The organism is Actinoplanes sp. NPDC049118 (assembly GCF_040648555.1).
Classification (GTDB): Bacteria; Actinomycetota; Actinomycetes; order Mycobacteriales; family Micromonosporaceae; genus Actinoplanes.
In genome coordinates, this window is sequence record NZ_JBEZDY010000001.1 from 450956 (window position 1) to 468791 (window position 17836).

A 17836-nucleotide genomic window follows, 5' to 3' on the forward strand; every position below is an offset into this window, starting at 1 on the left:
GCGCATAGATCACTGCGCAGGCACGGACATCCACTTCATCGACAGGCCGGTGGCGGCGCGCTCCGTGCGGACCTCCATCACCGTGCCGAGGATCGTCGCCCGGTCGACGACGATCGGCCGGTCGTCCAGGCCGTAGGTGATCCGGTCCGACACGAACACGGGTGTGCCCGCGTTCTGCCGCAGCAGGTCCGCCACCGGCGCGGACAGCAGTTCCGGTCGCAGGACCTCCGATGCCCGGTGCACGACCACGCCGTTGGCGGCGAGCGCCGCGTACAGCGAGGTCTCGCTCAGGTCCGTGTCGCGCAGGCCGGCGCCGGCGGGCGAGCGGACCCAGGAGAGCTGGTGCACGGCTGGGCGGCCCGACAGCAGCCGCAGCCGCTCCAGCCGCAGCGCCCGCTCGGTGCCGAGCTGCGCCGCCACCCAGGCGGGCGGGCGGCGCAGCGTCTGGCCCAGGATCTCGGTGCTGACCGTGCGGCCCTGCGCGCGCAGGTCCTCGGCCAGCCCGCGCAGCGAGTCCAGCCGGTAGGTCGCCTTCGGCTCGGCCACGAACGTGCCGCGGCCCGGCTGCTGGGAGAGCAGGCCGTCGTCCTCGAGCTGCCGCAGCGCCTGACGCAGCGTCACGAGCGTCACCCCGTACGCGGCGCTGAGCTCCCGCTGCGGTGGCAGCGCGGAACCCGGCGGCAGCTCCCCGCCGCGGATCTTCGCGGTGAGGTCAGCCGCGATGATCTGGTACTTCGGCGTGCGGCGTTCCAGGAGACACCCCCAGGTCGAGTGCGGCGCGAAGGGCCGCGACCGCGTGTCCGAGTTCGGCGGGCGTGGCTCCGTCGAGAACCCTACGCATGAGCGCCGACGCCACCACGGCACCGTCCCCGGCGCGTCCCGCCGCGGCGGCCTGCGCGGGCGTCGAGATCCCGAAGCCGATCAGGACCGGCAGGTCGGTGACGGCCTTGACCCGGGCCGCCAGCGCCGTGGCGGTGCCGGCCAGGGTGCCGCGCTCGCCGGTCGTGTCCATGACGCTTATCGCGTACACGAATCCGCGGCTGCGTGCGCAGATCTCGCGCAGCCGGCCGGCGGGGGTCGACGGCGCGACCAGCAGCACCAGGTCGATGCCGGCGGCGGCCGCGGCGGCCTCGAACGGCGCGGACTCCTCCAGCGGCAGGTCGGGGACGATCAGGCCGGAGACCCCGGCCGCGGCCAGCCGGGAGATCCCGTCACGCAGGATCAGATTCGCGTACGTCATGACGACGACCGGCACCCGCAGCGGCGTGTCCCGCAGGTCGGCGAGGATCGAGTCCATGGTGGCTCCGCGGGCTATCGCCCGGTCGGAGGCCTGCTGAATGGTGACGCCGTCGAGCATCGGATCGGAGAACGGCAGCCCGACCTCGATCGCGTCGGCGCCGGCCTCCTGGCAGGCGAGCAGGTATGCGGTCCAGTCGGCCGTGATGCCCCCGGTCACGTACGGCACGAGCAGCGGCCGCCCGGCCGCCCGCAGCCGCGCACCGAGCACCGGGCGGTCTTCGTGGTTCATCGCGGGACCTCCATCAGCTGGGAGACGTCCTTGTCGCCGCGGCCCGACAGGGTCAGCAGCACGGTCGAGCCGGCCGGCAGCTCCGGCGTGCCGGCCGCGCGCAGCACCCACGCCACCGCGTGCGCGGATTCGAGCGCGCAGATGATCCCCTCCCGCTCGGCGAGCCGGCGCACCGCGCGGACCACCTCGTCGTCGGTGACCGTCACGTAGTGCGCACGGCCCGATGCGCCGAGGTGCGCGTGCTCCGGGCCGACGCCCGGGTAGTCGAGGCCGGCCGCGATCGACTGCGCCTCCGCGACCTGGCCGTGCCCGTCCTGCAGCAGCAGCGACCGCGAGCCGTGCAGCACGCCCGGTTCACCCGACGACATCGCCGCGCCGCCCGCGGCCTCGACGCCGATGAGCCGGGCCGCGGTGTCCACGTAGCCGGCGAACGTGCCCGCCGCGTTGGAGCCGCCGCCCACGCAGGCGACCACCACGTCGGGGGCCGGGCACTGCCCGCGCGCCTCGTCCCCGATCACCCGCTGAAACTCCCGGACCATCCACGGGTACGGGTGGGGCCCGGCGACCGACCCCAGGCAGAAGTGCGCGTCGTCGACGGCCGAGACCCAGTGCCGCATGGCCTCGTTGGTGGCGTCCTTGAGGGTGCGGCTGCCGCTGGTCACCGGCACCACCTCGGCGCCGAGCATGGTCATCCGGAAGACGTTGAGCCGCTGGCGCTCGATGTCGCGTTCGCCCATGAAGACCGTGGCCCGTAGGCCGAACAGCGCCGCCGCCGTCGCCGTCGCCACGCCGTGCTGGCCGGCGCCGGTCTCCGCGATCAGCCGGTTCCGGCCCATCCGGCGGGCGAGCAGCGCCTGCCCCAGCACGTTATTGATCTTGTGGGAGCCGGTGTGCGCGAGGTCCTCGCGCTTGAGCAGCAGGGTGATGCCGAGCTCCGCGGAGAGGTTGCGGGCCGCGGTCAGCGGGGTGGGGCGCCCGGCGTAGGTGGTCCGGTGGCCGTCCAGCTCGCGGTGGAACTCCGGGTCGGCCCAGGCCTCCCGGAACGCCGCCTCGACGGCGGCGCAGGCCGGGATCAGGGACTCCGGCACGTACCTGCCGCCGAACTCCCCGAAGCGCCCGCCGGCCGCGGGCCGGTCCATCACAACGACCATCGTTAACCCCCATAGTTCTAGAACTCTCGTCGGAGTCTGTCACAACTTCGGCAAGAGTTCTAGAACTTTAGGTATGTGACGGGGTGGCGGCTAGACCAGTTCGGCGTCGTGTACCAGCAGCGCCACCTGGACCCGGTTGTTCAGGTCGAGCTTGGACAGCAGCCGCGAGACGTGCCCCTTCACCGTCGGCACGCTCATGGCGAGCTCGGCGGCGATCTCCGCGTTCGACCAGCCCGGCCCAGCGTGACCGCGACCGCCCGCTCCCGCTCGGTGAGTCGGGCCAGGCTGCTCCGGGCGCGATCGCGGCGCGGCCCGGCGACGTGGTCGATCAGCTGACGGATGACGGCCGGGGACAGCGTGGCGGCGCCGGCGGCCACCGTGCGTACCACCTCGATGATGTCGCGCGGCGGCCTCGACGAGGGCGCCGGGGGAGCCTTCGACAACCTGGACGTCCCCGAGTACACGCTGCTGCAGAAGGCGCACACCGTCAACGCCCTGCTGGACACCTGGAGCGCGCTCTACCCCCGGATGCAGGGCGTCGACCTGCGCCGGGACGTGCCGCGCCACCGGGCGGCCGGCCTCGCAGTGATCATCCGTGCGACGGCCGGGGCGTGCCGGGGGTACAGGTCTGCTGAAGCTTCTCGGTCACTCGGTCCGCGAAGGCCTGGTCGCTGGTCATGCGCTTGCGGAACTGGTCGACCTGCGGCGCGGTGAGGCCCGGATAGTCGGGGATCGAGTCGTAGGCGGCGGCCATGGCCTTCGGGTCCTCGTAGACGGTCGACTGCACGACGCACAGGTGCGCGGCCGTGACGGCGACGAACGTGTCCTCGGCGCGCTGCTCGGGCGTGCGGGTGTCCACCGACGCCGCGGCGCTCGCCGGTGCCGGGCTCCTGGCGGGCGGGGCCGCGGGGTCGTCCGCGCAGGCGGTCAACGCCGCGACGGTGGCGGCCACGGCCGCGGCGATCGCGGTTCGGCGCATCGTGCGGTTCCTTCCGTCGGGTCCTGCGACCGGATGGGCGTCAGTCGACCTCGACGGCCAGCTGACCGTCGAAGCCGCCGCCGGTGTACGTGGCCTTGAGCGGCACCTTGTAGCTGCCCGGCTCCATCGCGGTGGCGTCCAGGCGCACGGCGACGAAGTCGTCCTCGCCGACCGGGAGGGTGGAGCCGCCGTCCAGCCCGGCCGAGGTGCCGTCGCCGGGGTAGCCGACCACCAGGCCCTTCGGCGGGGTGAGAGTGACCCGGAAATCGTCCAGGTTCGGCTTGTTGCCGAGGAAGGTGAGCTTGACCCACGTGGGTTTGGACCTCGGCACCGTGACGGTGTCGGTCTTCTGCACCACCGCCGCGCCGGTGCTCGGCGCCACCGGCAGCGTCGCGGAGACCTGCATGTCGCCCTTGGGCCCCTTGCAGTCGAACTTCTTGGTGGCGAGGTCGTCTTCCTTCTTGATCTGGCCGGGCGGGAGCTGGTGGTAGACGACGTCGAGGGTCAGCTTCACCGGAGACGTCACCGACGCGGGCACGGCGACCTTGAAGGCGGTGTAGTCCATGGCCCCCGTGGCCAGCGCCGAGGAGGTGTAGAACGACGAGTAGTTCGAGGTGCTCGCCGGGTAGGAGAACTTCGGTCCGGCACCGGAGATCGTGACCTCCACGTCGCAGACGTCGATGTTCGCCCGCCACATCGCGCTCACCCAGCCCTGCTGGCCCGGCAACATCGGCGCCAGGGTCGGCACGACCAGGGTCAGGCCGTCGTCCTTGGGCGCGCCCCGCGCCGGCAGGGCCACCGCGACGGATGCCGTCGCGGCGACGACCGAGACCGCGAGACCGCACCCTAGGCGCCGGAGCCGCACGAACCTCTCGGGACACAACTCCACGAATCACACGCTATCGGTACCCGTTCCGCCGGGCCGGAGCTTCGCGAAGTCCCGCCTCAGCGGAGCACGCGGTAGGTGATGTGGGTGACCAGGGAAGCCGAGCGCCCGGAGAGCTGCTCGAGCCTCAGCGGCGGCACCCCGTCGAACAGGCGCTCGCCGGCGCCGAGGGTGATCGGGGAGATGTGCAGGCGGAGCTCGTCGACGAGGCCGGCGGCGAGGAACTGGTTGATCGTGGCGGCGCCGCCGGCGATCGAGATCCGGCCGTCGCCGGTGGCCTCCCCGGCCCGCTCGAACGCCTCGGCTATGCCGCCGGTGACGAACGAGAAGGTGGTCCCGCCCTTCATCGGCAGGTCCTCGCGCGGGTGGTGGGTCAGCACGAAGACCGGCTTGTGGTACGGCGGGTCGTCGCCCCACCAGCCGGTCCACTCCGGATCCCAGTCGCCGCGGCCGGGGCTGAACATGTTGCGCCCCATGATGAACGCGTCCGCGGCGGTGATCGCCGTCAGCTCCTCCGCGTTCTCGTCGGGGGTCTCGAACATCCAGCGGTGCAGCTGGTCGCCCTGGCCGTCGCCGAACGGGCGCTCGAGCGTCTGGTTGACGCCCGACACGAACCCGTCGACGGAGACGGCGAGGTCGCTGGTCACGTACGCCATGTCGTTGTCCCCTCCGGTAACCGGTTGTGAACTGCAACTGGTTTGGACCGTACCGAAGACCGGTTTTAGAATGCAAGCGGTAACACCCGGCCGTGGGGAGGAGCAGAGGGTGACCATCGACGAGCACCGCTCCGGCTGCCCCATCAACCTCTCGCTGGAGGTACTCGGGGACAAGTGGTCGCTGCTGATCATCAGGGACCTGATGTTCGGCGACCGGCGGCACTTCCGCGCCCTGCTCGCCGGGTCCGAGGAGGGGATCGCGTCGAACATCCTCGCCGACCGGCTGCAGCGGCTCACCGCGCTGGGCATGGTCACGTCGGCGCCGGATCCGCGCCACAAGCAGCGGATCCTGCTGAGCCTGACGGAGCCGGCCATCCAGCTCGTGCCGGTGCTGGCGCACCTCGGCGCCTGGGGGCGGCGGCACCTGCCGGTCACCCGGGAGCTCGCGATCCGCGCGGAACTGCTCGAGCGCGGCGGGCCGCCGCTGTGGTCCGACTTCATGGACGAGCTGCGCGAACTGCACCTGGGGGTGCCCCGGCCGGCGGGCGCGGAGTCCGTGCTGGCCCGCCTGACCGCGGCCTACCACGCCGAGGCGGCACGCACCTGAGGGGACTCGCCGCGGCTAGGAGGCCTGGCGCACGGGCATGCCGGCCAGCCACACCCCGGCCAGCTCGCCGAGCGGGACGCCGAGCACCTCGCTGAGGCACACCACGGTCCCGAACGCGGGCGCCGGCAGCCGGCCCCCCTCGATCTTGCGCAACGTCTCGGGCGAGATGCCGGCCGCCAGCGCCACCTCGACGAGGCCCCGGGTGCCCCGCGCCGCCCGGAGCGCGGCACCGAGGCGCCGGCCGGCGGCGATCTGTTCGGCGGTGAGCGGTGGGCGAACCATGCGAGCAGGATAGCCCCGCCGGGGGGTGGTATAACTATACCGACTGGAGAGGGAAGAGCCGCCGTGATCGAGATGAAGTCCCCGGAGGAAATCGGGCGGATGGCCGTGACCGGCCAGTTCGTCGGCGAACTGCTCGCGGAGCTGCACGACGTCGCCGACGTCGGCGTCAACCTGATGGACCTCGAGCACCACGCGCGCCGCCGCATCAAGGAGCGCGGCGCCGAATCCAGCTACTGGGACTACGCGCCGTCGTTCGGCAAGGGCCCGTTCCGCAACGTGCTGTGCCTGTCGGTCAACGACGCCGTCCTGCACGGGCTGCCGCGCGACTACGCGCTGGGCGACGGTGACCTGCTCAGCGTCGACATGGCGGTCGCCATCGACGGCTGGGTGGCCGACTCCGCGTTCTCGGTCGTCGTCGGCACGCCCGACCCGGCCGACCTCAGGCTCATCGAGGCCACCGAGGTCGCACTCGAGGCCGGCATCGCCGCGGCCCGCCCCGGCGACAAGCTCGGCGACGTCTCGGCCGCGATCGGCGAGGTCGCCCACCGCTACGGCTACGGCGTCAGCGTCGAGTTCGGCGGCCACGGCCTCGGCCGCACCATGCACGAGGCGCCGCACGTGCCCAACAACGGCCGCCCCGGTCGCGGCATGAGGCTCGAGCCCGGCCTGACCATCGCCATCGAACCCTGGTTCTGCGCCACCACCGACAAGATCAGGTTCGACGACGACGGCTGGACGATCCGCTCGGCCGACGGCTCCCGCACGGCGCACTCCGAACACACCGTCGCGATCACCCCGACCGGACCGCAGGTCCTCACCCGCCGCCCCACCCGCGCCGCCCGCCCCGACCACCACGAGAAACCGGCCGTGAACTCCTGACCGCCGAGCCGCCCGGCGAATCCATAAGGACGACGGCCATGTCGCGGAGTCTCTGGCAGTAGGCGGCCTCTTCACCGGTCAAGGCCGGCAGGACCCGGGTGAGTTCGCGTTCGCGGGCCGCCAGAATTTCCCAGCGCCGGTCATCGATGTTGCCGCCGTTGCGCAGCCAAACGCTGACGCAGCCCGCCACGTCCGCATCAAGCGTCACCATGTCGATGCCGGACACATCGGCAGACCTCAGCCGAGCGGGAAAGGCGGCATGGCCATGCGCACTCCAGAGTTCCGCCACGGTCGCCATTCGGCTCCCACCCATGCTGTACAGCGCTCCAGTCATCGACTTCCCTCGAAGCGGCACCGATCTCGGCTACTTCAGGATGCCGATGGGACCGAACGCCGACTACGGGAGCGTAGCGTTCCGCGGGTAGCGCCAATCGGCAGTGCGACGGCCGACCGGTGGAGAGTGACGACGACCGCTCCGGGTTCTCGGTTCCCGCGGCCGGCTGGAGGTCACTCACGTCTGAACGGCTCGTCCCGTTCCGAGGCGGCGCGCATGGCCTCGTAGAGGTGTCGCGCTCGCTGCCGGTGTTGGTCGATCTGCGTTTGGACGGCGGTGTCGATCTCCGCGACGGTGCGGTCCGAGCGGGCGTGCAGCGGCACCGCGTAGGCCAGCTCTTCGACGTCTTCGGGGTTCAGCGGAAGCTGCCATCGCCGCACGAAGGGCATGACCGCGGTGACGGCGCGAAACATCTCGTCGGCCGTGGGTTCGCTCATCAGGCTCCTCGTCCGTGCTCGCGCTTCGGCCGCGACTGCAGGCCAAGATCTACACCGCGATCAGCGTAGCACGCGGCGCCCACCCGGTCGTCGCTCTGCCGTCCGGGGATGCCGCAACGCGGTTCACGATGCCGCGGCATTCATCTCTCGCGGCCAGCTGGGGGACACTCGAATTTGGCATGATCGATCGCTGATCGGGTAGCTGTCATTTCGGCCGCTCCAGCCCGGCGTCATGCGGATGGCGATCCACGCTGATCTCGACGCCGCGCCGGGAAGCACCGGTGACCGGCGACGTGGTGCCGGAAGCCGGCTCTGTCCCTTGCGGTGCGATAGATCTTCAGTAGCTTCGTGGGATGTCGATCGAGGTGGTGTTCGAGACTCATGCGTTGACTGAGGACAATGAGCGAGGTGTCGCCACGGGCTGGCTGCCCGGCCGCCTCTGCGATCGGGGCCGCGCGAACGCCGCCGAGATGGGCCGGCGGCGGCGCGACGACGGTATCGCCGCGGTGTTCAGTTCGGATCTGCGCCGGGCGGCGCAGACGGCGGAGATCGCGTTCGGCGGCACCGGCATCCCGGTTCTGTACGACTGGCGGCTGCGCGAGTGCGACTTCGGCGCGCGCAACGGTTCGCCCGCGGCCGAGGTCAGCAGGGACCGGCTGGACCACTGCCGGCGCCCGTATCCCGGTGGGGAGAGCCACGAGCAGGCTATCGCGCGGGTGGCCCGGTTCCTCGCCGATCTGCCGACTCGGTGGGCCGGGCGGCGCGTCATGCTGATCGGGCACCTCGCCACGTACCGGGGGCTGGAGCACGTGACGCGGGGTCTCGCCGTGCGGGAACTGGTCGCGGCCACCTTCGAGTGGCAGGCCGAAGGGTGGGAGTACCGCCTTGACTGATGTCAGCTGGTGACGTCGCGGCCGGCGAAGCGGGCCCACGCCGCCGTCAGGAACACCACGATGTACGCGAGCGCCGACAGTAGCCCCGGCGTCAGCGCGTCGAACGACACCGGGTCGCGCAGCAGTTCGCCGAAGTCCTGCCAGTGCCGCGTCAAAAGGTACGGGTGCAGCCAGTCCAGCTGCGGTATCTGCCCCAGCACGAAGCTCGCCACGCTGAGCATGGTCAGCGCGATCGTCGCGGCCATCGGCTGCACGGTGAGTGTGGACAGAAACAGGCCGACGGCGCCGAGCGCGGACAGGCAGACGCCGAGGAAGAGGCAGACGCCGAGCAGCCGCAGCAGGGCCTCGCCGAAGCCGACCTGGGTGCCCGAGAGCATGGTGACGTCGCCGCCGCCGAACAGGATCAGGCCGCTGGCCAGGCCGGAGGCCGCCACCACCAGCGGTGCCAGGAACGCGCCGGCCACGATGCCGGCGTATTTGACCGCGAGCAGCCGGATCCGGCCCACCGGGACGGTCAGCAGGTAGCGCAGCGTGCCCTGGTCGGCCTCGCCGGCGACCGCGTCGCCGGCGACCATCGCGACCGCTATCGGCAGGAAGAGCGTCAGCTCGACGCTGAGCGCGGCCAGCGCCACGAAGAAGCCGTTGCCCGTGATCTGTGCGAAGAAGTCCGGCCCGCCGCCGCGCCGCTCCGAGGTGTCGGGCGTGGCGAGCCTCATCGCGACGGCGAGCACGATCGGCACGGCCGCCAGCGCGGCGAGCCCGACCTGGTTGCGCCGCCGTACGGCGATCAGGCGCAGCTCGGAGCGCAGGAAGCGGGACGAGAACCGGCGAACCGGTGCCGCGGACGCCTCAGCCACTGACATCGAAGCCTCTTCCGGTCAGGGAGACGAACACGTCCTCGAGGCTGGGCGCCTCGACCGCGAAGCCGCGTACGCCGACGCCGTCGTGCACTAGGGCCGCGACGATCTTCTCCGGCGCGGCCGGGCCGAGCTGCCCGGAGGCCTCGGCGGCCGTCTCGGCGATCTCGGTCAGGCCCAGCGTTCGCAGCACCCGGGCCGCCTGCGCGGGCTGATCGGTAAGCACCCGGGCGCGCGGCGCCGCGTCCGAGCGCAGCTGCGCCAGCGGCTGCTGCGCGACCAGCCGGCCCCGGTGCATGACGCCGACGTGCGTGCAGACCTGCTCCACCTCGGCCAGCAGGTGCGTGCTGAGCAGCACCGTCGCGCCCTCGGCGGCGAGCGTGCCGACCAGCGCGCGCACCTCGCGGGTGCCCTGCGGGTCGAGCCCGTTCGTCGGCTCGTCCAGGATCAGCAGGTCGCGGGGCACGAGCAGGGCGGCGGCGATGGCCAGCCGCTGCTTCATGCCGAGCGAGTAGGTGCGGTAGCGCTTGGCCGCCGCGGCGGCCAGCCCGACCCGGTCCAGCGCCGCGGCGATGCGGGCGTCGGCGGTCTGGGCCTCGGCGGTGTGGTCCGCGGCGTCGAGGCGGCGCAGGTTGTCGCGCCCCGACAGGTACGGGTGGAAGCCGGGCCCCTCGACCAGCGCGCCGACGCGGGGGAGCACGTCGGCGGCGTGGTCCGGCATCGCCGAGCCGAGCAGCTCGTGCCCGCCCGCGGTGGGGCTGATCAGGCCGAGCAGCATCCGGATCGTCGTGGTCTTGCCGGAGCCGTTGGGGCCGAGGAAGCCGTAGACGGCTCCGCGGGGGACAGCCAGGTCGACGGTGTCCACCGCGACCTGGCTGCCGAACCGCTTGGTCAGCCCCTGTGTGGCGACCGCGAGGTCGGTCACTTCCCGGCTGCCTCGTACAGCTTCTCCGGGGCCACCGCGCCGACCAGGACCCGGCCGTCGTCGGTCACCAGGGCGCTGAACAGGGCGCTGGAGAGCAGGTGCCCGCTGCCCCAGGCGCCGCTGACCTTCGGCAGCGCCCCGGCGACGGCGTCGAGCTGGCCGCGGTCGCTGCCGGCCGGCAGCTTCGCCACCAGGACGGACGTCCAGCCCTCGCCGACGACCTTGGTGCCCTCGGGCGCCTCGGGCCGGTGCGCCGCGCCGCGCTCGGCCTCCGCACGCTTCTCGGCCAGGTCGGACTCGCTGGGCGTGTTGACCTTGGTGCCCGGCGGCGGGTTGAAGGTGAACTGCTCGGCGTCCGGCACCTCGAAGCTGACCTGCTGGAACGCCACCCGGAAGGCCGGGTCGTTGGCGCCCTTGGCGTAGACGTCGACGCCGAGCGGGATGTGCTCCTTCGCGTCGATGGCCAGGCGCACCTGACCCACCAGCGAGGCGGTGTCCCGCGGCGTCAGCACCAGCTCGTAGGCGTCCCGGCCGGCGACCTTGGCGGCGCCGGTCGTGGAGACCGCGGTGCTCGGGTCGATCGCGGCGAGCGCCGCGTCGGCGGCCTCCTGCGGTGTCGACGGCACGCCCGTCGGCAGCGCCGCCGGCGTCTTGTCCTTGCCGTCCGCCGGCAGCTTGAAGTGCGTGGCCGTGCTGTCGCTGCTGCGCCAGAGCCAGACGTCGGAGCCGTTGCGGATCAGGTCGGTCTCGCCGAGCGTGCCCATGAGGGCGAGGCGAGCCTTGTCCTCTCCGGCGTACCAGACCCGTGCGGTGTTGCTGCCGGCCACGAGCTTCATGATGTCGGTGCCGCCCGTCGCGCCGGACAGGCCCGGCAGGGACGGCAGTCCCAGATCGGCGGTCTGCACGACCGTGCCCGACAGCCCGTCGACCTTCGCGTTCTGCACGTCGACCAGCAGCTGGGCGGCGCTGCGCTCGGGCAGCGACGGCTCCGCGCTGGCGACGATCGTGCCCGCGGCCGCGCCGCCGCCGATGACCACGACCGCCGCGGCAGCCGGAACGAGCCAGCGCAGGGCGGGCCTTGACCTGAACACACTCACGATGAGCACCTCCCGTTGACTGCAGCCATCGTGCGCCGTGCGGGCTGTGACGCCGCTGAGAAGAACCCTTAGGGGTTGCCGCGGGCGTGCCAAGGTAGTGGGGTGCGGTTGCTGGTGGTGGAGGACGAGGCGCGGCTCGCGGCTGCCCTGCAGCGGGGCCTGCAGGCCGAGGGTTTCGCGGTGGACGTGACCGGTGACGGCCAGGACGGGCTGGAGCTGGCCCGGCACGGCGACTACGACGCGATGATCCTCGACGTGATGCTGCCGAGGCTGTCCGGCTACCGGGTGGTGCGGCAGCTGCGGGCGGAGGAGCACTGGCTGCCGGTGCTGATGCTCTCGGCCAAGGACGGCGAGTACGACCAGGCCGACGGCCTCGACTGCGGTGCGGACGACTATCTGACCAAGCCCTTCTCGTACGTGGTGCTGCTGGCCCGGCTGCGCGCGCTGCTGCGCCGGGGCACCCCGGAGCGGCCCGCGGTGCTGCGCCACGGCGACCTGGAGCTGGATCCGGCGCGGCGCGAGGTCACCGTCGCGGGCGAGCCGGTGGTGCTCACCGCCCGCGAGTTCGCGCTGCTGGAGTACCTGCTGCGGCGCCCCGGCGAGGTCGTCTCGAAGACCGAACTGCTCGACCACGTCTGGGACGCGGCGCTCGACACGGCGGCCAACGCGGTCGAGGTCTACGTCGGCTACCTGCGCCGCAAGCTCGGCCGCGAGCGGCTGGAGACCGTCCGCGGCGCCGGCTACCGGCTGGCCGCGGTCGACGGGGGCTGAGCATGGCCTGGCTGCGCCGGCTCAGCCTGCGGGCCCGGCTGCTGATCGTCTCCGTCGTGGTGCTCTTCGTCGGCCTGGCCGCCGGCGGCGTGGTGCTGGTCGCGACGATGAACTTCGCCCTGCTGCGTACCGCGAACAACGAGGCCCTCGCGACGGCCGAGGCGGTGGCCGGCCTGGTGGACGCGGGCACGGTCAGCGATCCGCTGCCGTCCGCTCCGGGCGTACGGGTGCAGGTCGTCGACGCCCGGGACCGGGTCCGCGCGGTGTCCGCGGGCGCCGACCGGCTCGTGCCGATCCTCTATCCGGCGGAGCTGGACGCCCTCGCCGACCGCGAGGGCCGGTTCATCCCCGGCGACCGGATCGGCCTGGAGGGGCGGGTCCGCGTGGTCGCGGTGGACGCGGGCACCGCGACCGACCCGATGCGGGTCCTGGTCGCCCGCCCCACCGCCGACCTGACCCAGGGCCTGCACCTGCTGCGCTGGACGCTGCTGATCACCTTTCCGCCGCTGGTCGCGCTGCTGGCGCTGGTGGCCTGGCGGGTGACCGGTGCCACCCTGCGCCCGGTCGAGGCGCTGCGCGCCGGCGCCGAGGAGATCACCGGCGGGGCCCGCCCGGGCCGGTTGCCGGTGCCGGACTCCCGCGACGAGATCCACCGCCTGGCGGTGACCCTCAACGGCATGCTGCACCGGCTGGACGCGGCCCGGGGCCGGCAGCGCGCCTTCGTCGCCGACGCGGCGCACGAGCTGCGCAGCCCGCTCACCAACATGCGCACGGAGCTGGAGGTCGCGCAGCGGCTGCCGGACACCACGGACTGGCCGGCGCTCGCCGGCGACCTGCTCACGGACGTCGACCGGCTCAGCCGCCTGGTCGACGACCTGCTGCTGCTGGCCCGCGCCGACGACGAGACGACCCGGGCGCTGCAACGCCGTCCCGAGGTGGTCGAGCTGGGCCAGCTGCTCGCGGAGGTCGCCGGCCGCTACCCGGCGGTGGAGTACGAGCGACCGGCGGTGCCGCTGCGCACGGCGGGGGAGCGCGACGCGATCGGCCGGGTGGTGGCGAACCTGCTGGACAACGCCGTGCGGCACGCGAGCTCGTCGGTGCGGCTGAGCGTTGCGGCGGACGGCGCGTACCAGCTGATCTCGGTCTCCGACGACGGGCCGGGCATCCCGGCGATGGACCGCGAGCGGGTGTTCGACAGGTTCACCCGCCTGGACGACGCGCGGGCCCGCGACGCCGGCGGCTCGGGGCTGGGGCTGGCGATCGTCCGTGAGCTGGTCCGCCGGCACGGCGGAACGGTGGCGCTCAGCGGTGCCTCCCCGCCGCCCGGCCTGCGCGTCGACGTCCGGCTGCCGGGCGCCTGAGCGTCCACCGGGGTGCGTCCGGCGGGCCTTGCCTCGTCATCGTCGGGCATCTATGGTCGGTAACCATCCCACCGACTCGCGATCACTGCGTGTAGCCGATCGTCGAAGCGCTTCGATTGCGGCCGTACCAGGAGAAGAACCCATGCGAAACAGGCACCTCCGGCGCGCTCTCGCCGTGGCCGCGGTCGCTCTCGTCACGCTCGCTGGCGCCTGCGCCGCCGCTGGCGCCGCCGAGCCGGCATCTCCGTTCCGGGACCCCCGGCTGCCCCTCGACGCCCGGATCGACGACCTCGTCGGCCGGCTCACCCTCGACGAGAAGGTCTCGCTGCTGCACCAGTACCAGCCGGCGATACCGCGGCTCGGCATCGAGCTGTTCAAGACCGGAACCGAGGCGCTGCACGGCGTCGCCTGGTCCACCGACGTCGACGCGAACGGCGCGGTGGTCACCGCGCGGGGCACGGCGTTCCCGCAGGCGGTCGGCCTGGCCAGCACGTGGGACCCGGCGCTGCTGCGGCGGGTCGGCTCGGCGGTCGGCGACGAGGCGCGCGGCTACCACGCGCAGAACCCCCGGGTCTGGGGCCTGAACCTGTGGGCGCCGGTGGTGAACCCGCTGCGGGACCCGCGCTGGGGCCGCAACGAGGAGGGCTACTCCGAGGATCCGCTGCTCACCGGGGCTATCTCCACCGCGTACGGGCGCGGCCTGCAGGGCGACGACCCCGGCCACCTGAAGACCGCGCCGACGCTGAAGCACTACGCGGCCTACAACAACGAGACCGGGCGCGACGTCACGTCGTCGAACGTGCCGCAGCGGGTGCTCAACGAGTACGACCGTCAGGCGTTCCGTCCGGCCATCGAGGCGGACGCCGCGACCGGGGTGATGGCCTCCTACAACCTGATCAACGGCCGCCCCGCCACCGTTGACCCGGACCTGTCGGGCCTGGTCCGCGGCTGGACGGACCGCCCGCTGTTCAACGTCACCGATGCCTGGTCGCCGACCAACCTGACCGGCTCCCAGCGGTACTTCGCGACCCAGGCCGAGGCGGACGCGGCCGTCGTCCGGGCCGGGCTGGACAGCTTCACCGTGAACGACGCCGACGGCGCGCCGACGGTCGCCGCGATCAACCAGGCGCTCGCGCAGGGGCTGCTCACCGAGGCCGACGTGGACACCGCGGTCGGGCACGCGCTGAGCATCCGGTTCCGGCTGGGCGAGTTCGATCCGGACGGCGGCCCGCATGCCGGGATCGGCCCGGAGGTCATCGACAGCCCCGCGCACCGCGCCCTGGCCCGGGAGACCGCCGGCCGGGCGATGGTCCTGCTCAAGAACGCGGGCTCCGCGCTGCCGCTCGCCCCGGGCGGCAAGGTCGCGGTGGTCGGCCCGCTGGCCGACACGCTCTACACCGACTGGTACGGCGGCCGGCTGCCGTACGAGGTGACCGCGCTGGACGGCATCCGGGAGCGCGCCGCCAGCGTGACCAGCAGCGAGGGCGCCGACCGCATCGCGCTCAAGGACGTCGCCACCGGCCGGTACGTGACCGCGACCGGCACCACCGACGCGGACCCGGTCACCGCGACCGGCGCCACCGCCGACGGCTCCGCCCAGTTCGACGTGGTCGACTGGGGCCAGGGCGTCGCCACCCTGCGCAGCGTCGCCAACGGCCGGTATCTCGGCTACAACTGGGGGCCGTTGCTGACCCGCGACGAGCAGCCCAACGGCTGGTTCGTGCAGCAGCAGTTCAAGCTCGAGCGCCAGAGCGACGGCAGCTACGTCCTGCATTACGCGGGCTACGAGACCAAGGAGAGCTGGTTCGGCACCCGCACCTACGTCACCGTCGGGCCGGACGGCGCGCTGACCCTCGGCTCGGACACCGCCGAGGGCGCCGCCCACTTCACCCGCGAGGTCGTCAGCAGCGGCGTCGAGCAGGCCGTCGCCGCCGTCCGGGGCGCCGACGCCGCGGTCGTGGTGGTCGGCAGCAACCCGTTCATCAACGGCCGCGAGGCGCACGACCGCACCACCATGGCGCTCGCCCCGGGCCAGCAGGCGCTGGTGAAGGCGGTCCTGGCGGCGAACCCGCGGACTACCGTGGTGCTGCAGACCAGCTACCCGGAAACCATCACCTGGGAGCAGCGGCACGTACCGGCGATCCCGTGGACCACCCACGCCGGGGCGGAGACCGGGCACGCCGTCGCCGACGTCCTCTTCGGCGACCGGAACCCGGGCGGGCGGCTCACGCAGACCTGGTACCCCTCGGACGACCAGCTCCCGGACGACCTGCTCGACTACGACATCATCTCGTCCGGGCAGACCTACCTCTACAGCACCAGGACCCCGCTGTACGCGTTCGGCCACGGGCTCTCGTACACCGGATTCCGCTACTCACGCCTGCGCACGCGTACCGAGGGCGGGACGGTGACCGTGTCCGTCGACGTCACCAACACCGGCGGGCGGGCCGGCGACGAGGTCGTCCAGCTCTACACGCACCAGCGCACGTCGCGCGACCGGATGCCGGTCAAACAGCTGCGGGCCTTCCAGCGCGTCGGCGTGGCCCCGGGCCGCACCGCGACGGTCGCGCTGCGCCTGAAGATCGCCGACCTGGCGCACTGGGACGTCACCCGGGGCCGCTGGGTGGTCGAATCGTCCACCCACGACCTGCTGGTCGGCGCGTCCTCGGCCGACATCCGGCAGCGCGGCAAGCTGCGGGTCGCCGGCGAGACGATCCCGGCCCGGGATCTGACCCGGACCACCCGGGCGGAGAGCTTCGACACGTACTCGGGCGCGCGGCTGGTCGACGAGAGCAAGGCCCGCGGCACGGCGGTGGCCGCGGTCGCGGACGGCGACTGGATCGCCTTCAAGGGCTCGCACCTCGGCACCGCCCTCACCGCGCGGGCGGCCGGCTCGGGCACGATCGAGGTGCGGCTCGGCTCCCCGACCGGAAGGCTGCTCGGCACCGCGCGGCTCGCGGCGACCGGCGGCGAGTACACCTACGCGACCACCACCGCCCGGCTCGCCCGGGCCACCGGGAGGCAGGACGTCTATCTGGTGCTCGGGGCGGGGCTGCGGCTGTCGACCTTCAAGATCGGTCAGTAGGATCGGCTGACCAGCAGCAACGGAACCGGGGGAGGGGCGATGCCGACGATCAGCGACGTCGCCCGCGCGGCCGGGGTCTCGATGAGCACGGTCTCCTATGTGCTCAGCGGCCGCCGGCCGATCTCCGCCGAGACCCAGGCCCGGGTCAAGGCGGCGATCGCCGAGCTCGGCTACCACCCGCACGCCGGCGCCCGGGCCCTCGCAAGCAGCAGGACCAGCGTGCTGGCGCTTGTCGTGCCGCTGCGGGTGGACGTCAGCGTGCCGGTCATCATGCAGTTCGTGACCGCCGTGGTGACCGCGGCCCGGACCTACAACCACGACGTGCTGCTGCTGACCAAGGACGAGGGCACGGCCGGGCTGGAACGGGTCGCCGGCGCCACCATGGTCGACGCGCTCATCCTGATGGACGTGGAGCGCGACGACGTCCGCATCCCGGCGCTGGGCCGGATCAAGCAGCCCTCGGTGCTGATCGGGTTCCCCGACGACGCGGCCGGTATCGCCTGCGTCGACCTGGACTTCGCCGCCACCGCCGCCGAGTGCCTGGGCCACCTGGCCGGGCACGGGCACACCCGGATCGCACTTGTCGGCCCCTCGCCCGCGGTCTACGAGCGCGGCACCACCTACGCCTCGCGGTTCCTGGGCGGCTTCACCGAGGCGTCCGAGCGGCTGGGCCTGGAGACGGTCGCGCACCCGTGCGAGCCGGGGGTCCGGGGCGTGCGCGACTGCCTGGCGCAGATCGACGCCGGGCTGCCGGGCGTGTCGGCGCTGGTCGTGCACAACGAGGAGGCGCTGCCCCCGCTGCTCGAGGAGCTGCGCGGCAGCGGCCGCCGGGTGCCGGAGGACCTGTCGATCGTCGCGGTCTGCCCGCGGGACGTCGCGGTCGGCCTGCCGGTGCGGCTCACCTCGGCGGACATCCCCGCGCACGAGGTCGGCACCATCGCCGTCGAGACGGCGATGAACCTGCTCGACGGGCGCCGGACCCCCGGCACCCGGCTGCTGCCGCCGACGATCGTCGAGCGCGACAGCTGCGCCACCCACCACGAGGAAATCTCCGCGTCATCCGGTTGACATCCACGTCGATCGTTACCTAGCGTCTGGCCAGACCCTG

At 73.0% G+C, this 17836-nt stretch carries 19 protein-coding genes and 1 pseudogene; 7 read left to right on the plus strand and 13 right to left on the minus strand.

All coding sequences use genetic code 11. The features are described from left to right. Positions 1-9 precede the first annotated feature (9 nt). The 7 genes and pseudogenes from AB0B58_RS02060 to AB0B58_RS02090 all read right to left on the minus strand — a co-directional run bounded on the left by AB0B58_RS02060 (position 10) and on the right by AB0B58_RS02090 (position 5200). Complete coding sequence (locus AB0B58_RS02060; protein ID WP_360216233.1) at positions 10-753, minus strand: GntR family transcriptional regulator; 744 nt, start codon at positions 751-753, stop codon at positions 10-12. Beyond that, positions 713-1528: a tryptophan synthase subunit alpha gene (gene trpA, locus AB0B58_RS02065; protein WP_360215937.1), complete on the minus strand. Its 816-nt coding sequence runs from the start codon at positions 1526-1528 to the stop codon at positions 713-715. Before trpA ends, AB0B58_RS02060 begins: the two co-directional genes overlap by 41 nt. Continuing rightward, entirely contained in the window at positions 1525-2667 is a 1143-nt protein-coding gene (gene trpB / locus AB0B58_RS02070) for a tryptophan synthase subunit beta (RefSeq protein ID WP_360215940.1), read from the minus strand. Before trpB ends, trpA begins: the two co-directional genes overlap by 4 nt. Before the next feature lie 102 nt (positions 2668-2769). Beyond that, a pseudogene (locus tag AB0B58_RS02075) lies at positions 2770-3086 on the minus strand (LuxR C-terminal-related transcriptional regulator); the annotation flags it as partial. A 182-nt stretch (positions 3087-3268) separates the two neighbouring features. Next, positions 3269-3658: a hypothetical protein gene (locus AB0B58_RS02080; protein ID WP_360215943.1), complete on the minus strand. Its 390-nt coding sequence runs from the start codon at positions 3656-3658 to the stop codon at positions 3269-3271. Between the two features lie 40 nt (positions 3659-3698). Then, a complete protein-coding gene (locus AB0B58_RS02085) occupies positions 3699-4547 on the minus strand; it encodes a hypothetical protein (protein WP_360215946.1) in 849 nt (282 codons plus the stop codon). A gap of 56 nt (positions 4548-4603) precedes the next feature. After that, on the minus strand, positions 4604-5200 hold the full coding sequence (locus tag AB0B58_RS02090; protein WP_360215949.1) for a dihydrofolate reductase family protein: 597 nt from the start codon (positions 5198-5200) through the stop codon (positions 4604-4606). Between the two features lie 109 nt (positions 5201-5309). Between AB0B58_RS02090 and AB0B58_RS02095 the strand changes: the two genes are divergently transcribed. Beyond that, positions 5310-5807, plus strand: coding sequence for a helix-turn-helix domain-containing protein (locus AB0B58_RS02095; protein ID WP_360215952.1), 498 nt, complete (start codon positions 5310-5312; stop codon positions 5805-5807). 15 nt (positions 5808-5822) lie between these two features. On the opposite strand, the gene AB0B58_RS02100 is transcribed toward AB0B58_RS02095, so the two are convergent. Then, positions 5823-6089 carry a helix-turn-helix transcriptional regulator gene (locus AB0B58_RS02100; protein WP_360215955.1) on the minus strand — a complete coding sequence of 89 codons (267 nt, stop codon included), beginning with the start codon at positions 6087-6089 and terminating at the stop codon, positions 5823-5825. 63 nt (positions 6090-6152) lie between these two features. On the opposite strand from AB0B58_RS02100, the gene map reads away from it, so the two are divergent. Further along, entirely contained in the window at positions 6153-6968 is an 816-nt protein-coding gene (map, locus tag AB0B58_RS02105) for a type I methionyl aminopeptidase (protein WP_360215958.1), read from the plus strand. On the opposite strand, the gene AB0B58_RS02110 is transcribed toward map, so the two are convergent. Continuing rightward, positions 6904-7266, minus strand: a complete 363-nt coding sequence (locus tag AB0B58_RS02110) for a hypothetical protein (protein ID WP_360215961.1) — start codon at positions 7264-7266, stop codon at positions 6904-6906. The two genes, map and AB0B58_RS02110, sit on opposite strands and share 65 nt — an antisense overlap. A 209-nt stretch (positions 7267-7475) precedes the next feature. Beyond that, positions 7476-7739 (minus strand): hypothetical protein, encoded by a 264-nt coding sequence (locus tag AB0B58_RS02115; protein WP_360215964.1) that lies wholly within the window; start codon positions 7737-7739, stop codon positions 7476-7478. A gap of 386 nt (positions 7740-8125) precedes the next feature. Here AB0B58_RS02115 and AB0B58_RS02120 point away from each other — a divergent pair, with 386 nt between their 5' ends. Next, a complete protein-coding gene (locus AB0B58_RS02120) occupies positions 8126-8632 on the plus strand; it encodes a histidine phosphatase family protein (protein ID WP_360215967.1) in 507 nt (168 codons plus the stop codon). Positions 8633-8634: 2 nt separating this feature from the next. On the opposite strand, the gene AB0B58_RS02125 is transcribed toward AB0B58_RS02120, so the two are convergent. From AB0B58_RS02125 to AB0B58_RS02135, 3 genes are read right to left on the minus strand one after another with little or no spacing between them, the layout of a single operon-like run. Further along, positions 8635-9495 (minus strand): ABC transporter permease, encoded by an 861-nt coding sequence (locus AB0B58_RS02125; protein WP_360215970.1) that lies wholly within the window; start codon positions 9493-9495, stop codon positions 8635-8637. Then, positions 9482-10414: an ABC transporter ATP-binding protein gene (locus tag AB0B58_RS02130; protein WP_360215973.1), complete on the minus strand. Its 933-nt coding sequence runs from the start codon at positions 10412-10414 to the stop codon at positions 9482-9484. Before AB0B58_RS02130 ends, AB0B58_RS02125 begins: the two co-directional genes overlap by 14 nt. Then, positions 10411-11511, minus strand: coding sequence for a hypothetical protein (locus tag AB0B58_RS02135; RefSeq protein WP_360215976.1), 1101 nt, complete (start codon positions 11509-11511; stop codon positions 10411-10413). The genes AB0B58_RS02130 and AB0B58_RS02135 overlap by 4 nt, the downstream gene beginning before the upstream one ends. Positions 11512-11613: 102 nt before the next feature. Here AB0B58_RS02135 and AB0B58_RS02140 point away from each other — a divergent pair, with 102 nt between their 5' ends. The 4 genes from AB0B58_RS02140 (at position 11614) to AB0B58_RS02155 (ending at position 17796) form a co-directional block, all read left to right on the plus strand. Further along, positions 11614-12282: a response regulator transcription factor gene (locus AB0B58_RS02140; RefSeq protein WP_360215979.1), complete on the plus strand. Its 669-nt coding sequence runs from the start codon at positions 11614-11616 to the stop codon at positions 12280-12282. A gap of 2 nt (positions 12283-12284) precedes the next feature. Beyond that, positions 12285-13643 (plus strand): ATP-binding protein, encoded by a 1359-nt coding sequence (locus AB0B58_RS02145; RefSeq protein WP_360215982.1) that lies wholly within the window; start codon positions 12285-12287, stop codon positions 13641-13643. Between the two features lie 142 nt (positions 13644-13785). Next, positions 13786-16728, plus strand: coding sequence for a glycoside hydrolase family 3 C-terminal domain-containing protein (locus AB0B58_RS02150; RefSeq protein ID WP_360215985.1), 2943 nt, complete (start codon positions 13786-13788; stop codon positions 16726-16728). Positions 16729-16767: 39 nt separating this feature from the next. After that, positions 16768-17796, plus strand: a complete 1029-nt coding sequence (locus AB0B58_RS02155) for a LacI family DNA-binding transcriptional regulator (RefSeq protein ID WP_360215988.1) — start codon at positions 16768-16770, stop codon at positions 17794-17796. Positions 17797-17836 lie beyond the last annotated feature (40 nt).

Excerpts from the sequence above, each read along its gene's own strand:
- AB0B58_RS02080 (WP_360215943.1), bottom strand. The coding sequence starts at position 3,658 with ATGCGCCGAACCGCGATCGCCGCGGCCGTGGCCGCCACCGTCGCGGCG.
- AB0B58_RS02145 (WP_360215982.1), top strand. The coding sequence starts at position 12,285 with ATGGCCTGGCTGCGCCGGCTCAGCCTGCGGGCCCGGCTGCTGATCGTC.
- AB0B58_RS02110 (WP_360215961.1), bottom strand. The coding sequence starts at position 7,266 with ATGGCGACCGTGGCGGAACTCTGGAGTGCGCATGGCCATGCCGCCTTT.
- AB0B58_RS02090 (WP_360215949.1), bottom strand. The coding sequence starts at position 5,200 with ATGGCGTACGTGACCAGCGACCTCGCCGTCTCCGTCGACGGGTTCGTG.
- AB0B58_RS02115 (WP_360215964.1), bottom strand. The coding sequence starts at position 7,739 with ATGAGCGAACCCACGGCCGACGAGATGTTTCGCGCCGTCACCGCGGTC.
- trpA (WP_360215937.1), bottom strand. The coding sequence starts at position 1,528 with ATGAACCACGAAGACCGCCCGGTGCTCGGTGCGCGGCTGCGGGCGGCC.
- trpB (WP_360215940.1), bottom strand. The coding sequence starts at position 2,667 with ATGGACCGGCCCGCGGCCGGCGGGCGCTTCGGGGAGTTCGGCGGCAGG.
- AB0B58_RS02155 (WP_360215988.1), top strand. The coding sequence starts at position 16,768 with ATGCCGACGATCAGCGACGTCGCCCGCGCGGCCGGGGTCTCGATGAGC.
- AB0B58_RS02125 (WP_360215970.1), bottom strand. The coding sequence starts at position 9,495 with ATGTCAGTGGCTGAGGCGTCCGCGGCACCGGTTCGCCGGTTCTCGTCC.
- AB0B58_RS02150 (WP_360215985.1), top strand. The coding sequence starts at position 13,786 with ATGCGAAACAGGCACCTCCGGCGCGCTCTCGCCGTGGCCGCGGTCGCT.
- AB0B58_RS02100 (WP_360215955.1), bottom strand. The coding sequence starts at position 6,089 with ATGGTTCGCCCACCGCTCACCGCCGAACAGATCGCCGCCGGCCGGCGC.